At 39.2% G+C, this 14,801-nt stretch carries 18 protein-coding genes and 1 pseudogene; 11 read left to right on the top strand and 8 right to left on the bottom strand.

Features of this window, described 5'->3' with window-relative positions; translation table 11 throughout:
• Positions 1 to 13 precede the first annotated feature (13 nt).
• From P343_RS33540 to P343_RS33530, 3 genes are all read left to right on the top strand, one after another.
• On the top strand, positions 14 to 829 hold the full coding sequence (locus P343_RS33540) for an energy-coupling factor transporter transmembrane component T family protein (RefSeq protein ID WP_023511290.1): 816 nt from the start codon (positions 14 to 16) through the stop codon (positions 827 to 829).
• An 88-nt stretch (positions 830 to 917) separates the two neighbouring features.
• Positions 918 to 1,697, top strand: coding sequence for a creatininase family protein (locus P343_RS33535; RefSeq protein WP_023511289.1), 780 nt, complete (start codon positions 918 to 920; stop codon positions 1,695 to 1,697).
• A gap of 14 nt (positions 1,698 to 1,711) precedes the next feature.
• The gene (locus P343_RS33530; protein WP_023511288.1) at positions 1,712 to 2,269 is read left to right on the top strand and encodes a hypothetical protein; all 558 of its coding nucleotides are present in this window, start codon (positions 1,712 to 1,714) and stop codon (positions 2,267 to 2,269) included.
• A gap of 773 nt (positions 2,270 to 3,042) precedes the next feature.
• Here the strand turns inward: P343_RS33530 and P343_RS33515 are convergent.
• Together P343_RS33515 and P343_RS36470 are read right to left on the bottom strand one after the other, a co-directional pair.
• Entirely contained in the window at positions 3,043 to 3,693 is a 651-nt protein-coding gene (locus P343_RS33515) for an HAD family hydrolase (protein ID WP_023511285.1), read from the bottom strand.
• Positions 3,694 to 3,787: 94 nt separating this feature from the next.
• A complete protein-coding gene (locus P343_RS36470; RefSeq protein ID WP_023511284.1) occupies positions 3,788 to 4,264 on the bottom strand; it encodes a DUF5063 domain-containing protein in 477 nt (158 codons plus the stop codon).
• A gap of 157 nt (positions 4,265 to 4,421) precedes the next feature.
• Between P343_RS36470 and P343_RS37705 the strand changes: the two genes are divergently transcribed.
• On the top strand, positions 4,422 to 4,694 hold the full coding sequence (locus tag P343_RS37705; RefSeq protein ID WP_340139683.1) for a VOC family protein: 273 nt from the start codon (positions 4,422 to 4,424) through the stop codon (positions 4,692 to 4,694).
• 184 nt (positions 4,695 to 4,878) lie between these two features.
• Complete coding sequence (locus P343_RS33500) at positions 4,879 to 5,289, top strand: VOC family protein (protein ID WP_023511282.1); 411 nt, start codon at positions 4,879 to 4,881, stop codon at positions 5,287 to 5,289.
• 217 nt (positions 5,290 to 5,506) lie between these two features.
• Here P343_RS33500 and P343_RS33495 read toward each other — a convergent pair.
• The 4 genes and pseudogenes from P343_RS33495 to pyrH form a co-directional block, all read right to left on the bottom strand.
• Positions 5,507 to 6,279 (bottom strand): annotated as a pseudogene (locus P343_RS33495) (SDR family oxidoreductase).
• Positions 6,280 to 6,361: 82 nt separating this feature from the next.
• On the bottom strand, positions 6,362 to 6,925 hold the full coding sequence (locus tag P343_RS33490) for a class I SAM-dependent methyltransferase (protein ID WP_023511280.1): 564 nt from the start codon (positions 6,923 to 6,925) through the stop codon (positions 6,362 to 6,364).
• A gap of 88 nt (positions 6,926 to 7,013) precedes the next feature.
• Positions 7,014 to 7,784 carry an HAD-IIB family hydrolase gene (locus P343_RS33485; RefSeq protein WP_023511279.1) on the bottom strand — a complete coding sequence of 257 codons (771 nt, stop codon included), beginning with the start codon at positions 7,782 to 7,784 and terminating at the stop codon, positions 7,014 to 7,016.
• A 119-nt stretch (positions 7,785 to 7,903) separates the two neighbouring features.
• Complete coding sequence (gene pyrH, locus P343_RS33480) at positions 7,904 to 8,635, bottom strand: UMP kinase (RefSeq protein WP_023511278.1); 732 nt, start codon at positions 8,633 to 8,635, stop codon at positions 7,904 to 7,906.
• Positions 8,636 to 8,817: 182 nt separating this feature from the next.
• Here pyrH and P343_RS33475 point away from each other — a divergent pair, with 182 nt between their 5' ends.
• From P343_RS33475 to P343_RS33455, 5 genes are all read left to right on the top strand, one after another.
• Positions 8,818 to 9,327: a GNAT family N-acetyltransferase gene (locus P343_RS33475; protein WP_023511277.1), complete on the top strand. Its 510-nt coding sequence runs from the start codon at positions 8,818 to 8,820 to the stop codon at positions 9,325 to 9,327.
• Between the two features lie 474 nt (positions 9,328 to 9,801).
• Positions 9,802 to 10,146 (top strand): PadR family transcriptional regulator, encoded by a 345-nt coding sequence (locus tag P343_RS33470; protein ID WP_023511276.1) that lies wholly within the window; start codon positions 9,802 to 9,804, stop codon positions 10,144 to 10,146.
• Positions 10,127 to 10,669, top strand: a complete 543-nt coding sequence (locus P343_RS33465; protein WP_051384787.1) for a DUF2812 domain-containing protein — start codon at positions 10,127 to 10,129, stop codon at positions 10,667 to 10,669. Before P343_RS33470 ends, P343_RS33465 begins: the two co-directional genes overlap by 20 nt.
• Before the next feature lie 184 nt (positions 10,670 to 10,853).
• The gene (locus tag P343_RS33460; RefSeq protein ID WP_031264182.1) at positions 10,854 to 11,330 is read left to right on the top strand and encodes a flavin reductase family protein; all 477 of its coding nucleotides are present in this window, start codon (positions 10,854 to 10,856) and stop codon (positions 11,328 to 11,330) included.
• 108 nt (positions 11,331 to 11,438) lie between these two features.
• A complete protein-coding gene (locus tag P343_RS33455) occupies positions 11,439 to 12,473 on the top strand; it encodes a threonine aldolase family protein (RefSeq protein WP_023511273.1) in 1,035 nt (344 codons plus the stop codon).
• A gap of 208 nt (positions 12,474 to 12,681) precedes the next feature.
• On the opposite strand, the gene P343_RS33450 is transcribed toward P343_RS33455, so the two are convergent.
• Together P343_RS33450 and P343_RS33440 are read right to left on the bottom strand one after the other, a co-directional pair.
• Positions 12,682 to 13,311, bottom strand: coding sequence for a LysE family translocator (locus P343_RS33450; RefSeq protein ID WP_023511272.1), 630 nt, complete (start codon positions 13,309 to 13,311; stop codon positions 12,682 to 12,684).
• Positions 13,312 to 13,908: 597 nt separating this feature from the next.
• Positions 13,909 to 14,292, bottom strand: a complete 384-nt coding sequence (locus P343_RS33440) for a YkvA family protein (RefSeq protein ID WP_023511270.1) — start codon at positions 14,290 to 14,292, stop codon at positions 13,909 to 13,911.
• Between the two features lie 61 nt (positions 14,293 to 14,353).
• Here P343_RS33440 and P343_RS33435 point away from each other — a divergent pair, with 61 nt between their 5' ends.
• Positions 14,354 to 14,638 (top strand): hypothetical protein, encoded by a 285-nt coding sequence (locus tag P343_RS33435; protein WP_152525317.1) that lies wholly within the window; start codon positions 14,354 to 14,356, stop codon positions 14,636 to 14,638.
• The last annotated feature ends 163 nt before the right edge of the window (positions 14,639 to 14,801 follow it).

Raw genomic sequence — 14,801 nt, 5'->3', positions numbered from 1 at the left:
GGGGGATCAGACATTGGGTGACTTCTTGCAATACGTTGAATTAAATTCCTATTTACATCGCCTGGATCCGCGCACGAAATTTGTCTTTTTCATCATCATGTCCGTGCTGACTTCTTTTGTGAAAAGCGGCGTTGCGCTCTTATTCTTATTTGTGGTATTCCTAGCGATCTGGCTGTCCGGACGAATCGGCAAATATATGCTTGTCCTTTTGAACAAAGTTAAAGTACTACTGCTCTTTATTTTTCTGCTTTGGCTGGTTCTCGGCGCATTCACGGTTAACGCGGGACCAACAATCTATCGAGCTGCATTTTCAATCTTTGGCAATCCTTACGTGTTCAGTCTTGATTGGTTCGATTTTTACAAAGGCGCTGTTTATTCCTTACGCATTTTCTTGATGATCTCAGCCTTCTACACGGTGATTCTGACGACAAACTTCAGCCAGATCATCCTTGGCCTTCAGTCTTGGAAGGTGCCTTATGCAGTAGCCTTCGGTGTTGGTCTTGTGTTCCAGATCATACCAATGATTGTCCAGGAGTTTGCGACCATCATGGAAGCGCAGAAATCACGTGGACTTGAAGTTGATAAATGCAGCGCGCTCGCAAAAATGAAAAATTATGTGATTGTCTCGCTGCCGCTATTATTTCGCGTACTCAGCAAAGGCCATTCCATTTCACTGGCCATGCATTACTATAAATTGAATTTTAAAGTAAAGAGAACATCATACAAGATGATCAAGGCAACGTATTCCGATGCATTCTTTGCTTCGGTGACTGCCATTGCCACTGTCGTGACGATCATTTTGCAGGTCAACTATTATATTCAAGTCTAGATTGGGAATAGGCTGTCTATTCCTTGACTGTTGCCTATAATTTTTGAAGATTGAAAAATTTGCAGGAAATGACAGGAGGGTTCATTCAATGATTTCAAAATGGGAAAATTTGACCAGGGATGAGATTGCAGCAATTGACAAGGATTCGGCGATTGTGTTTCTGCCGACAGCGGCTACGGAGCAGCATGGTCCGCATCTTCCTGTCGGCACGGATGCAATCATTCTGTCAGCATTGATTGATCATTTTATCGCAACGCAACAATTCGATGAAGGTTCGTTGATTTTTGCTCCGCTGCTGAATGTAGGCAAGAGCAATGAGCATATGGGCTTCGCCGGGACCATCACCTATGGCACGCAAACCTATTACGCTGTGCTGCATGATATTGCCGGAGCGATTGCCAAGAGTGGTTTTAAGAAGCTTGTGCTTTTTAACAGCCACGGAGGCAATACAGATATGCTGAACATGATCAGCCGTGACCTGAGAATTGACTTCGGCATGGATGTCTTTGTCTTTGATTGGTGGTTCACTTCATTCTGGGAAAAAGGGCTTAAAGGACTGAAACAGTCAGGCAAATACGGCGTGTTCCACGCCTGCGAACTTGAAACATCACTGATGCTGCACGCAGCACCGGAAACAGTGCACATGGAGCTCGCGGTTGATGAGGATCCTGTTGAAGCACTTCGCGACAATGACTTTGTGACCCTGTTCGGCCCGTATAATGCGGGCTGGAAAACAAGCGATGTCACAGAGAGCGGCGTCATCGGTGCTCCAACTTATGCTACTGCTGAAAAAGGCAAAAGGCTTTTTGACTACGCGGTCAAAGAGCTTAAAGATATAATATCTGCTTTTGCAAAAACAAATTATTGAGGAGGCGTTACCCCGTGAAGAAATTTACCTTCGTCAACATCATTTTCTTTGTCATCTTCGGTGTATTTACCGGCGTGCTTTGGGCTTACGGCAGCCCGATTCCGCTGATCCCGGGTGCCGTTCATTTCAGAACTTTTGCATTCATCATTCCTGCTATTGGATTTCTTTTCGGTCCGGTATCCGGATTTTTCGCCGGGTACATCGGCACGCTTGTCTGGTCACTGCTCGGTGGTTATTTCATTGCGCCGCACACGCTGCTGGCTGACGGCATTACCGTTGCACTTAGCGCCGCGCTCCCTGCGTATGTGATGACACGGAAAAAGTCGCTTGACGAACTGCTTGTGAACAAAGCATCGTTCATCTGGAAATCCCTATTCTGGTCGCTGCTGTTCGGCTGCCTGATGATTCTCGCAACCAGTCTTTCACTGTCCTTCTTCACTGGCCTTGGCTACTGGTACTGCGTCGTTTGGATTGGTATCGCGGACGTTGTGCCGATCGCACTCACACCATTTGTGGTTGTGCTGCTTGCGCCAAGACTCAAGCGAATTCAGACAATTATTCCAAGAGTGTAATTTACAGAATCTCGATCTTATACGTATATTTATTGACGATGAACCCACACCGCAGGCGCGGATAGGCCTACGGTGTGGGTTTATCTATTTTATTAAATTGATCTCATTTTATTGGTGCAAAGTAAACACGGACTACGATAAAGTTATAATTTATGCTTAACGTAGTAGACAATGGAGTAAACAAAAAAGAAAAACATGCAGATCAAGAAAATAAACAATGCCACTGATAAAACTGATTTAATCATAGTCAAGTCATATTCTTGATTACCTAGCATTGAAAATTTTATCACGCCAATAGGTGAGTTTGGAGCAATGTTTAATAAGAATGATGTAATAATACTGATTGATATCGCCCAGAGTAAAATTTTAGTGATGTTTTTTAACGTCTTTAAATGATTCAAATTATTTTACCTTCCTAATCGTTCTCGTTATTAATTTAAAATACTGATATTTTTGGGGAGAATTATTTTTGTCAGTTTATATTGTCCGAAAATCCCTTTATCCTCATAGATAACTTTTCCTTCAGATATGTCGTCCTCAAATGACAATAGTTGCAATTTATCAGTTTCTGGATCAATTTTAATTTTTTCAATGAATGGTCGGTCGTTCGAAAACGATATTAAGTAAAGTTTCTGTATCGTTACTTCCACCAAATATCAAACGAATCGGATATTCTTTTTTCCAGTCAATTAAAACACCTCAATTATTATTGTAAAGATTATACTATTACACATTACTACCCATCCGCATGTAGAGTTAAAGTAAGTACATGGTTATAAATAATTTAATACTTCGTTTAAGTCCTTAACTTCACCATATGGCATGCAATTTTGGAGCCCCTTTTTAGACTGGCGATTAACCCAAACTCTTCTCCAGTTCATTCTTTGTGCCGGAACCATGTCCCACCAAAAACCGGCAGCTATATGTACATGGTGATTTGTTGACAATTTGCTTTGAACCTGTTCAAAAAAACTTAATTGAGGCTTGTAGGCGTGCAAATCTTCAGCAAGATAAACAGCATCAAAATCATGTTCAAGGGATTCTAGATTATATCTCATAATATTCCAATCAGAGTTTGACATTATAGCTGTCTGATAACCTTTTGATTTCAAACTTTTCAATGTATCGATTACTTCAGGAAATGGAGAAAGATCTTTGTGTACTTTGATTAACCGGTCATAGTGATCGGTTAACTTTTCAACATCTAATTCCATCTCGCAATACTGCAGAGTCTTATAGATAAGATCACTGTAAACAGTAAACAATCCTTCTCCATACATTAAACGTTCTTCAAAATTGCCATATGTATTGACCATTAATGTTTTATTTATCCCTTGTTCCAAAGCAATTGCTTCAAGTTCTTTCCAAAAAGCAGAGGTATCGATTAATGTACCATAACAATCAAAGGTTAATAGATCAGTCAATGTTATCCCCTCCTAAAATCTTACATATTTACTTTATACTATCTTTCTGCTTCGCAGTAAAACATGGACTGTGCAATAAAATCGTCAAATAGTTTTATTCTGAATCATTCTTCAGTTCTCTGAAAATTACATAGTGCAGTGCACGCAAAGCATCGACTGTATGGAATCCCCAGTGATTATCAAAACCGAATTTCCAATGCCAAAGTGCTTCATTCACTTCATTGTCTTTAAATAGCTGTACTCCCATTTTAAGTTCTGTGTAGATACTTGCCAAATCATCACTCAAGCTTCCTGTCAATGGTTTATCGGGGTGGTAAGGATCGAATAGTTCCCAATAATAATTATATTTTTTTACTTTGATGATCGGTAAAGTAATCGCTTCATGCTTTGGATTAGAATCGGAGTCTACATAAACTAGGGAGCAGGCAGCCTGATAAATGATTAACAGCCTTTTATGCAAATCTCTAAATTTATTTAGATCATTATACAGCTTATGCTTTTCGATATACTCACAGAAATCATTTGCAACCTTGAAAAAAGCTTTATTTTCAAATGACTTGTCTATGCTCATTTTTCTCTCCATTATTACTTTACTTTTTCCATTTGTTTATTGTTATTTAGTATCTGTCTACTATGCAATGGAGTAAGTACAGATTGGAAGAATTACCAGTATACATTTGCTCCACTTCCAACCGCTAGAGTTACTATCACAAGATAAAACAAGTGCAATGTTTAAAGCGCACAACCTCAAGCTATTATTGACTGAGGATGCTTACATTAACACGAACCATTATTTTGGTGATCTTTTGTCAACTCGAAAGGGAATAGGCGTTGAAATAATATTTGTTGTGGACGATATCCAAAGTCACTATCAACATGTAATCAATACGCAAGTTAAGCTAGAATCAGAATTAACAAAACAAGATTGGGGTATGTTAGATTTTCGCTTAGCTGATCCAGACGGTTACTATTTAAGGATTACGTCACGAAAAATCAGCTAACTAGTTGAGCATACTGTTCATTATAAATCAGTTTAGAATTTACTTTATTATAGCTTTGAAATAAAGTCATAACAGTTGCACGGTCTTCCCTTTTTGGATATTTTTATCAAGAGATGTTTTTACAGAAAAGCACATGATTTATTCGTCCTGAATATTCACGGACAAAAAAAGAGGCGATACAATAATGAGAAAAATTTGGTCGGATAATTTGCCGGTTGCGCAATTTCGAGTTGCAAGACCCACGAATCAATTACACAAAGTTGTAGAATTTTATCGTGATGGTGTCGGATTAAAAGTCATTGGATCATTTGAAGGACATAGCGGATATGACGGCATCATGCTCGGTTTACCTGATGCAAGTTACCATTTGGAGTTTACCCAGCATGTAGACGGGAGTCCGTGTCCGGCACCTACAAAAGATAATTTGCTCGTATTCTATTTCCCTGATAAAGATGCTAGAGACAAGGTTGTCCAAAGATTGAATCAGATGGGTTACGAAGAAGTTGCACCTGAAAATCCGTATTGGAAAAATAACGGAGTAACCATCGAGGATCCGGATGGGTGGCGAATTGTCCTTCAAAATTCTTATACGTAAAATTATTAGAAAGAAGACCGTTCGTAAAATCCTCTTATTTTAGAATACGTTAAAAATGTCTGTAAATCCTGGTACCAATTAAGGGAGCGAGTATCAACATCATGGAATTTATGTAGTCGCAGCTTACTATTGATATTCATTAGTTCTGGTTGTTTTTTATCAAAAATATCCAATATTATCACCCATAGTAAAACATGTTTTATTTCATAACGCATCTTTATCGCATAAATCCACCCTCTGAATGAATAGTCTGACCTGTAATCCAATCAGCCTCATCACTTACAAGAAATTTTATTATTTTTGCAGCATCCATTGGAACCCCAATCCTACCAAATGGAAACTTAGGTTTGAGTTCATCTTTAATTGCATTTGTCATCCATCCTGTGTCAGTTGGGCCAGGATTTATTGCATTCACCGTTATTCCATGAGGTGCAAGTTCAGCTGACAATGTAATTGTCATTGCATCCACTGCTCCTTTTGTTGTTGCGTAGGCAAGTTCACCAGGCATTGGGCCAAGAAGTTGACCTGAGGTAAGGTTAACAATTCTTCCACCACGTTCTTTATTAAAAACTCGGGCAAATTGAATGCTTAACAGCATAGTTGCCCGCACATTAATCTTATAATGCCTATCTAATTCCTCGTGGGTTAAATTAGAAAAATCATTATTTGTTGAGTAAGCTGCATTATTTATTAGGATATCCGGATATCCTACTTCGTTAATCACATGCTTTAAGAGGACTTCAGGTGCTTGAGTGTTAGACAAATCTAACTCCATGCATGAAACTTTAACACCTTTTTGTAGTAATTCGCTTTTTAACTTCTCAGGCTCATCTGATTCAACACTCCAAGGCATTTCTTTATCATAGCAGTCCAATAAGTGAAAAATATGCTACATCCAGCTGATGCTAACTCTCTGCATATAGCCGCACCAATGCCCTTTACACGGCTGGCTCCTGTAACAATAACTATCTTTCCTGTTAATTGAGTCATAGACATTCTCCTCCATGATTACTATACGTCTTCTGCGCAATAAAGGATGTACTATGCTTGAAATAAGGAACATTTCATTTTTTTATTTATAACTTGATAGAGTCATAACCAAGGGCTTTTTTGCATCTATGATCACGGATACCATTCCTAGTTTGTTCATACTATTTCTGGTGTCATATCGAAATGAACGCCCCACTTTTCCGTCATCTTCGTTCCAATATGTGTAATGAAAATTTCCTTCCTCATCGCAATATTCTAATAGATCAACTTCAAACCCAGCCTTTTTAAACACTTGCGAAAATGTATGATAATTGTAAACTATTTTGTGCGTTGCTGCTGCATGGTCAGCTGGTCCGGGGCCTCCAACTTGGACTAATTTCTGATATTCTTCATTACGAAAATAAGCATCTGGGACTGCACATCGTAAATAGCCACCAGGTTTAAGAAAGTCGTAGCAATTTTGAGCTGCAATTATTCCATCTTCCATTGCCATGTGTTCCCAAACATGCTCTGCTAACATGGCATCAATGCTATTTTCTGAAAATCTTTGTTCAAATTTTTTTCGGTTTAATAAATTTAATTCATTTTGTTGCGTACTAACCCAACCACTAAATGACGTTCTTCCAGCTCCTAATACTATTTTCATTTTTCTTCTCCCACTTAACTTTAGATTTTTTATTTCACAGTATTCGTCTACGTTGCAGTAAAAAACGGGCTGCGCAACATCAAGTGAATCACTTATTACAAAATTGATAAGCTGAAAGAGTAGTTATTTTTTTAACAATTTCTTGTTCAACGTCGCCATTCATAGAAATACGTTCCGTTGCGAGTGTTGATAATTCTTCATGATATCCGATCATCACAGTGTGGAAAGCGTGAGTAAACATTGTTAGGTCATTTGCGTCATTACCAAAAGCTATGTAGGAGTTACTTTTAACGCCTAAAGATTCAAGAGCACTCCACTTACTTATTCCTTTGGGACTAATATCGAGTACATCCTCATTCGCATGATGATTGACAAAGAGATTAAGGTCTTCTAATCTCTTGGCTAATTGTTTATTATCTGTGGAGCTTAGTATTAACACTTTTACAATTGAGGTAAAACGCTCAAGTGGGACACGTTTGGCTAAATGAGCGGGGTCTACATTTTGTAATATTGGATGATCAGCTGGACCGGTGTACGAATAATTCCAGTCACCATCTAAGAGATAGGTAGCTTTAAATTCTTGAATCAGCGATAAGACATTTTTAACATCAGCTGGTGAAAAGGAATGAGCTTTCTTAATGGCTCCATTCTTGTAAATAAGAGATCCATTGCCCCCGATCATCGTGTAATTGTAAAACTGTTGATGAAGAACTGGCAGCATGTCACGAATGGGTCTTGCAGAAGCAAAAATGACTTGATGCTCTTCTCTCGTTAAGCTTTCAATAGCGCACATGATTTTTTCTGAGATAGGTTGACCTTTAAAGCAAATAGTCCCATCCAAATCTAACACAAAATTCATTTCATCATATCCTTTTCAAGGTTTACAACACATTTTATTGTGCAGTTTCCGTCAACTTATAATAAGCACGGACTTTGAATGAAAATCAGGAAAGCTAACGAGGAGAATTAATCATCTATTTATTCAAAAGACGTAGCTAGATTACTCACAATGGTTCCTTTATTTTCTCCCTGACATATCAGAGTCATTGTATTTGTTTGTTCAAAATCAAAAACGTGTACAGGTAAATGGTGGTCACGTGCTAGAATAAGTGCCGACTGGTCCATGACTTTGATATTTTCTTTAATCACGTCGTTATAGTTGAGGGTTTTATATTTTTTGGCTTTAGAATCTATTTTCGGATCATTTGTATATACACCATTAACCCCTTGTTTGGCAGCAAAGATCGCATCACAATGTGTCTCTAGTGCACGCTGAACAGCCGGATAATCAGTTGTAACAAAAGGTTGTCCATTCCCGCCGGCAAAGATAACGATATAGCCTTTATCCAAGTGATGGGTAGCTCGCAATCTTATGTACGGTTCTGCGACACTTGTTATTGGTATTGATGTCATCACGCGTACTTCTTTATTCGTTTTACTTTTCAGAACCCCTCGAAGCATAAGGCTGTTAATTACTGTTCCCAAAACGCCAATGTTGTCCGCTTCAACAGGATCAATCCCCCACATTTCTGCCAGACGTCCTCTGAAAATGTTTCCTCCACCAACGACTATTGCGACTTCTATCCCTTGATTAACCAGTGTCAGTATTTCATCAGCTACATGTTCTAATCGAAATTGATCAAAAGCATCTCCTGATTTTCCTGCTAAAGCTCCACCACTCACTTTTACTAGAACACGTTTGTATCTCACTCATATACCCCCTTATCAACAAATTATTAAACAGAAACATGATTAAACGCAGAGTCTATTTATCAGTTTCCTAATGTGCATTATACGCCTTTCATTAATGCATTTTTTATTGTTTCTGCACATTTTGAAATCTATGAAATGGTATGATAGATATAAATTATTTAATAGGGGTGTCTGTGTATATGATCGAGAAATCCGCCATTAAGTTGGAAGAGATGACTCCTTCGGACTGGCCTTCAGTTCGCGCAATCTATGAAGAAGGTATAAGAACGGGTATCGCGACTTTTCAAACGGAGGCGCCGAGTTGGAAAGAATGGGATCAAGGACATCTGCAATGCTGCCGATTCATTGCGAAAGCCGGCGATCAAATTTTAGGATGGGTAGCACTGAGTCCGGTTTCAAGCCGTTGCTGTTATAAGGGAATTGGAGAACTCAGCATTTACATCCATCCGGACAGCAAGGGGTTCGGAATCGGGACCTTGCTGCTTCAGAAATTAATCGATGAATCGGAGAAGCAAGGATTTTGGACGCTCCAGTCGGCGATCATTAAGGAGAACGCAGTCAGTCGGGCCTTACATAAAAAATGCGGATTTCGGGAAATCGGGTTCAGAGAAAAAGTTGCTCAGATGCCTGACGGAACATGGCATGACACCATCCTGATTGAGCGAAGAAGCCGTGTTGTGGGAAAGTAATCGAGTGTAAGCAAGGCTTGGATGTTGTTAGCAAGATCTAAAGTGAATCATTGAATGAAGCGATTGGCCGTGGTCTCTGGTCAATCGTTTTTTTTTACAAGAAAAGAAAGTTTAAAATTCAGGTCGTAGTTACTAGGATGATCGGCGTTACTTCGCCGTGATTTAGGTTCAAACACGAAAGTGCGAGACTCCTGCGGGACTGGTATTGTTGATGCGAGCTAAGTGAGACCCCGCAGATTTCTGTTTGTTTGAGGAGGCTCACGGATCGCCCGCGGTCGCACCAGTTGATGCCAGCAACTGAAGTGTCATAAAGCACAAGTCTAGTGAATTAAAGCCGCATAAAGATTGATAGCCAAGGATCAGGCATGCCTGGTTTTTCAAAGCAAATTAAATATTGACAAATATATCGTCTACCGATATAATTTATATATCGGTAGACGATATAACGCATAACGACATAAGGGGCTGTTGGCATTGCCGGAAAGCAGTGAGCGTGGCGCATTAACAGAAGCAGTGTTTTACATTTTACTCTCGCTTTATTCACCGATGCATGGGTATGGGATTATGCAAAATGTTGGTGAGTTAAGCGGCGGAAGGGTTGAACTTGGAGCAGGTACGCTTTATGGAGCGATTAACACGCTTTTAAAAAAGGAATGGATTACGCCGTGGGAAACAAATAAAGCTTCGAGAAAAAAGGAGTACGTCATCACTGAATTAGGCAAGGGAGCGGTAAATGATGAAATGAACCGATTAACCGAACTGCTGGCGAACGGTAAAAAAATTGTAGGTGGGGAGACGCATGAAGAAAAAAGTGTTTAAGCTATTTTATGACTTTGAGAAAGAAGAGCATTGGCTTAATCAAATGGCGCAGAAAGGCTGGGCATTCAAAAAATATACCCCTGGCTGTTATACATTTGAATCATGTGATAAGGGTCAGTATAGTTACCGTATTGAATTCTTAAAACACGGGCTCAAACATGAGGAGACGAAAGATTATCTCCAATTTCTTGAAGAGACAGGCATTACATGCGTATCCAGCGTTTCAAATTGGGTTTATTTGAGAAAAGCGGCTGAAAAAGGATCCTTCAACCTATTCTCAGATATCGATTCGAGAATTCTTCATTACAAGCGAATTAAGAACCTTTGGATCTTTTTTACAACCATTGAATTCGTTGCTGTAGCTGCCAACTTAATTCTTGCAGGAGTTACAGACGATAGAAGCTGGATTAATTTGTCATGCGGGGTCATTCTCCTGCCCATTTGCATTCTTTTTGCTCGAATGACCTTTCGCCTGATTAGAAAAATTAATCAATTGGAATCAGAACGTTTGATCCGAGAGTAGTGACCGTGGATTATAGAAGTGCAATCAAAACGAAAATTATAGACAAAAGCCAATTTAGGTTGCGAGAAAGGATCGAACAGTGGAGATTCTTTACTTGCAACCTATTCTTATTAGGTGATTAACAGTGATGATGTATTATAATAGAATGTGACGAAAATGTGAATTTAGAGAGGGAGCAAAAATGATGGATCCAAAAGCAAAGAAAACAGCTCTTCGCGGCATTACCTATGGCTTGTATCTTGTTGGGACAAAGGATGAGAGCGGTGTAAATGCCTTCGCCGGAAATTTTCTGACGCAAACCTCTTTTGAACCGCCGCTTGTTACACTGGCTGTAAAAGCGGGGACACGTTCTCAGCAGCAAATTGCAACGAGCGGTTTGTTCAGCGTCAACATTCTAGAGAGCGGCCAAAAAGATATGGTCACTGCTTTTTTCCGTGCGCTTGAAGCAGAGGAAAATAAGCTTGCGGGTTATGAATTTTACACAGAGGAAACCGGCTGCCCAATTTTTAAAGATGCACTGAGCTTTTTTGAATGCAAGGTTGTTGATCGTTTGGAAATTGGCGACCACTTCATTTATGTGGGCGAAGTGATCAATGCGGGTGTGCATAAAACCGGTGATCCGCTGACGATGAAAGAGACCGGTTTTTATTACGGCGGTTAATCCGTTTACATTTCCGAAATGGGTGTTTTAAGGGTTCCGATTCACCGGACACTATGCTATAGTCCAATTATAATCGTGTGAAAAATTGAACAGCTGAGGTGAGCATTTGTGTACAGCTTTAAGAATGATTACAGTGAAGGCGCGCATCCGCAAATTCTGAATGCACTGATTGAGACGAATATGGTGCAGGAGGAAGGGTACGGCGAAGATCATTATTCACTGCAAGCGGCAGAACTGCTTAAAGAAAAAATGGGCCGCTCCGATGTTGCCATTCATTTTTTGACTGGCGGAACACAGACGAACTTAACTGCGATTTCGGCATTCTTGCGTCCGCATCATGCAGCAATTGCGGCGATAACCGGACATATCAATGTTCATGAAACAGGTGCTATTGAAGCAACGGGACACAAAGTGCTTACGGTGAACTCAGGGAAAGACGGAAAATTGACCCCGGCCGGTATTCAGGAGGTGCTTGACGCACACCCGGATGAACACATGGTTAAACCGAAGCTGGTGTACATATCCGACACAACGGAGAACGGCGCTGTTTACACAAAAAATGAAGTCGAACAGTTGAGCACGTTCTGCAAGGAAAATTACCTGTATTTTTATATGGACGGCGCGCGGCTAGGTTCGGCACTCACCTCTTCTGCAAATGACCTTGATTTGAGTGATCTGCCTAATCTTGTCGATGTATTTTATGTTGGCGGCACGAAGAACGGCGCACTGCTTGGCGAAGCGCTTGTCATCTGTAATGATGCACTCAAAGAGGACTTCAGATTCTATATGAAGCAAAAAGGTGCGATGTTAGCAAAAGGAAGACTAACCGGCATCCAATTTCTCGAATTGTTCAGAGATAATTTGTTTTTTGATCTCGCTGCTCATGCAAATGCGATGGCAACGAAAATCAGCGAAGGAATCGATGCTGCAGGCTACGGGTTCCTGACACCACCTGTCTCAAATCAAATTTTTCCGATTTTGCCGAACACATTACTTGAGGAACTCCATCAGCAATTTAATTTCTTTGATTGGGAAAAAGTTGATGATGAACATACTGCTGTTCGCCTGGTGACTTCTTGGGCGACGAAAGAAGAAGCGGTTGACGCATTTGTTGAGAGCTTAAAGAAGAAAGTAACGGAGTAAGAAGATACAAGGTACGGTGTAAATCTAAACGAATCAATTGAACCCCAAAGTTGGATGAATGAACATTCAATTTCGGGGTTTTTTATTTTGATCGAACAGGGAACTGTGGACGAATGCACAGAGAGACTAAAACCTTCGCCTATTGGGCGAAGGTTTGATTTTGTATTTCAATACTTAAAGCGAGCCTGAGTAAAAAGTTGAACAAAATTTATTTGTTTTTGACAAATGCCAAATTTAACGCCAATAGACCTAAAACAGTTGCCATGAAATATTTTTGAACCTTTTTCCATACCGGTCTCTCTCTTAACATTTGGGAAACTTGACCAGCAAATAACACGATTAATAAGTTTACGGAAAAGCTAATGATAATCTGTGTGGTTCCAAGCACTCCGATTTGCAAGGCCAATGGACCATTTTGAGGATGTTCAAATTGAGGTAACAGAGATATGTAAAGAACCGCTATTTTTGGATTTAATAAGTTCGTCATTAATCCGTTCAAATATAGTTTTTTCAGAGTTTGATGAGGTACATCATGAGGTTCAAAAACCGACTCACTACCTGGCTTTACGGCGTTCCATGCCATCCACAGTAAATAAATGATTCCCGCTATTTTGATGGCTGAATAAAGCAGAACCGTTTTAAAGATGAAATCAAGTCCTAAGATTGTCGCGATAACATAGACAATAAAACCTGTGACGACGCTCAATAAGGAAAAGAAACCAGCTTTCTTACCCTGAGTTATAGAACAGGATACGAGATACATCATATTCGGTCCGGGTGCGCATACAATTCCCAAAGCTACCAGTGAAAAACTGATTAAAGTAACTGAGTCAACCATAGCTTCAATCTCCTTATAAAATATTTTTCATTGAGCTTACCACATGAACAAAAATATATATATTTAATAGTCCTGATTTACTTTTTGATGTACAGTTACTTTATGCTGAGTGTAAATAATATAATCTTAATTCGCAATACGTATCATACTGTGCAACTACGTTCTCAGTGAAAAATTTTTTCCCTAGTAAACAACTTTTTACGGAATCTGTGATTGTACGACATTCTCAATGACAGCCTGAAATTTAATCAGAATAAAACGAGGTGAATCAAATGGATGAGTACTTTTTCTACACCAGGTTCCAAGACTGGGAGTGGGAAGATTCAAAAAAGGAGTACGCTAAATTAAAATTTAGAACTGATTTTACAGAAGAACACTCAGAAGACTTTACGATACGATGGAACTTAACGAACAACACATTTACTTGTAACGATAAAGAGATATGTAAAAGACGCGATGTCATACACGTATTAAATGACCCGAATTACCAGAAAGTTATCGTGGAAAAGATACAAAAGGAAATGCAACAGTGATCGGTTTATGTCTAAAATTATACGAAGCTAATGTGCTGTAGAAACAAACTGTGTAGCAGTACTTTTATCGTGAAATAAGTTCAACGATCAAATTACCGATCCAAACAGCGAGTAATAGCCAAATTAAAATAATGAGAATGCCAACAAACCAATTTTTAGGTTTTGCATTTTTTCTAATCTCTTTAGATTTTTCTTGATTTTCTTCAATTACAATAGGTGGTATCAGTTTTAGGGCTAAGGAGATTCCAAATGGGACAACAATTAGATCATCAAGATAACCTAAAACTGGAATAAAATCGGGGATTAAATCAATTGGACTAAATGCATAAGCCACAACACAGATTGCAATGGCTTTCGCATACCAAGGAGTTCTAAGGTCTTTATAGGATAGATAAAGAACGAATAATTCTTGTTTTAACCTTATTGCATAGTTTTTGAGTGTGTTCATGATAATCCCCCATTAACAAACATTGTATCGTACAAAGATGAAAAAGGGCACCAAAAATAAGGTGTCCAGAGCTTATGATCTAGCACAGTACATTTATTTAAGAAAATCAGCTGGAGGTCTTAAGTTCCAATGCAATGCTGCATTTAACTTGTTGATAAAAGGCTTAAGAACTTCTCCCCCTTACATAAAAGAATTAAATAATTCACTACATGATTCATTAACAAAGGCAGCGTTTACCTATATTGATTATCTGATGCAGCATAAAAGTCAGTTAAAAGTGGTACATCCTTGGTTATCTGAATCTTACATTGATTTAGAAGAAAGATTAAACCAGCAAAAGATGTAAATCGAAAATCTATAATTCGCAGTACGTATACTACTGCGCAACATCACCAGTCCTCAGTAAAGGACATTTTTGTCTAGTAAACAACTTTATTGTTTAGTAAAGAACTTTATTGTCTGGATACAGCTGATCTATGGGTGCTTGGACATCAATGCCCTCACCGTCA

This window comes from Sporolactobacillus laevolacticus DSM 442 (assembly GCF_000497245.1).
Classification (GTDB): Bacteria; Bacillota; Bacilli; order Bacillales; family Sporolactobacillaceae; genus Sporolactobacillus; species Sporolactobacillus laevolacticus.
This window is presented reverse-complemented; position numbering and strand designations above follow the sequence as displayed.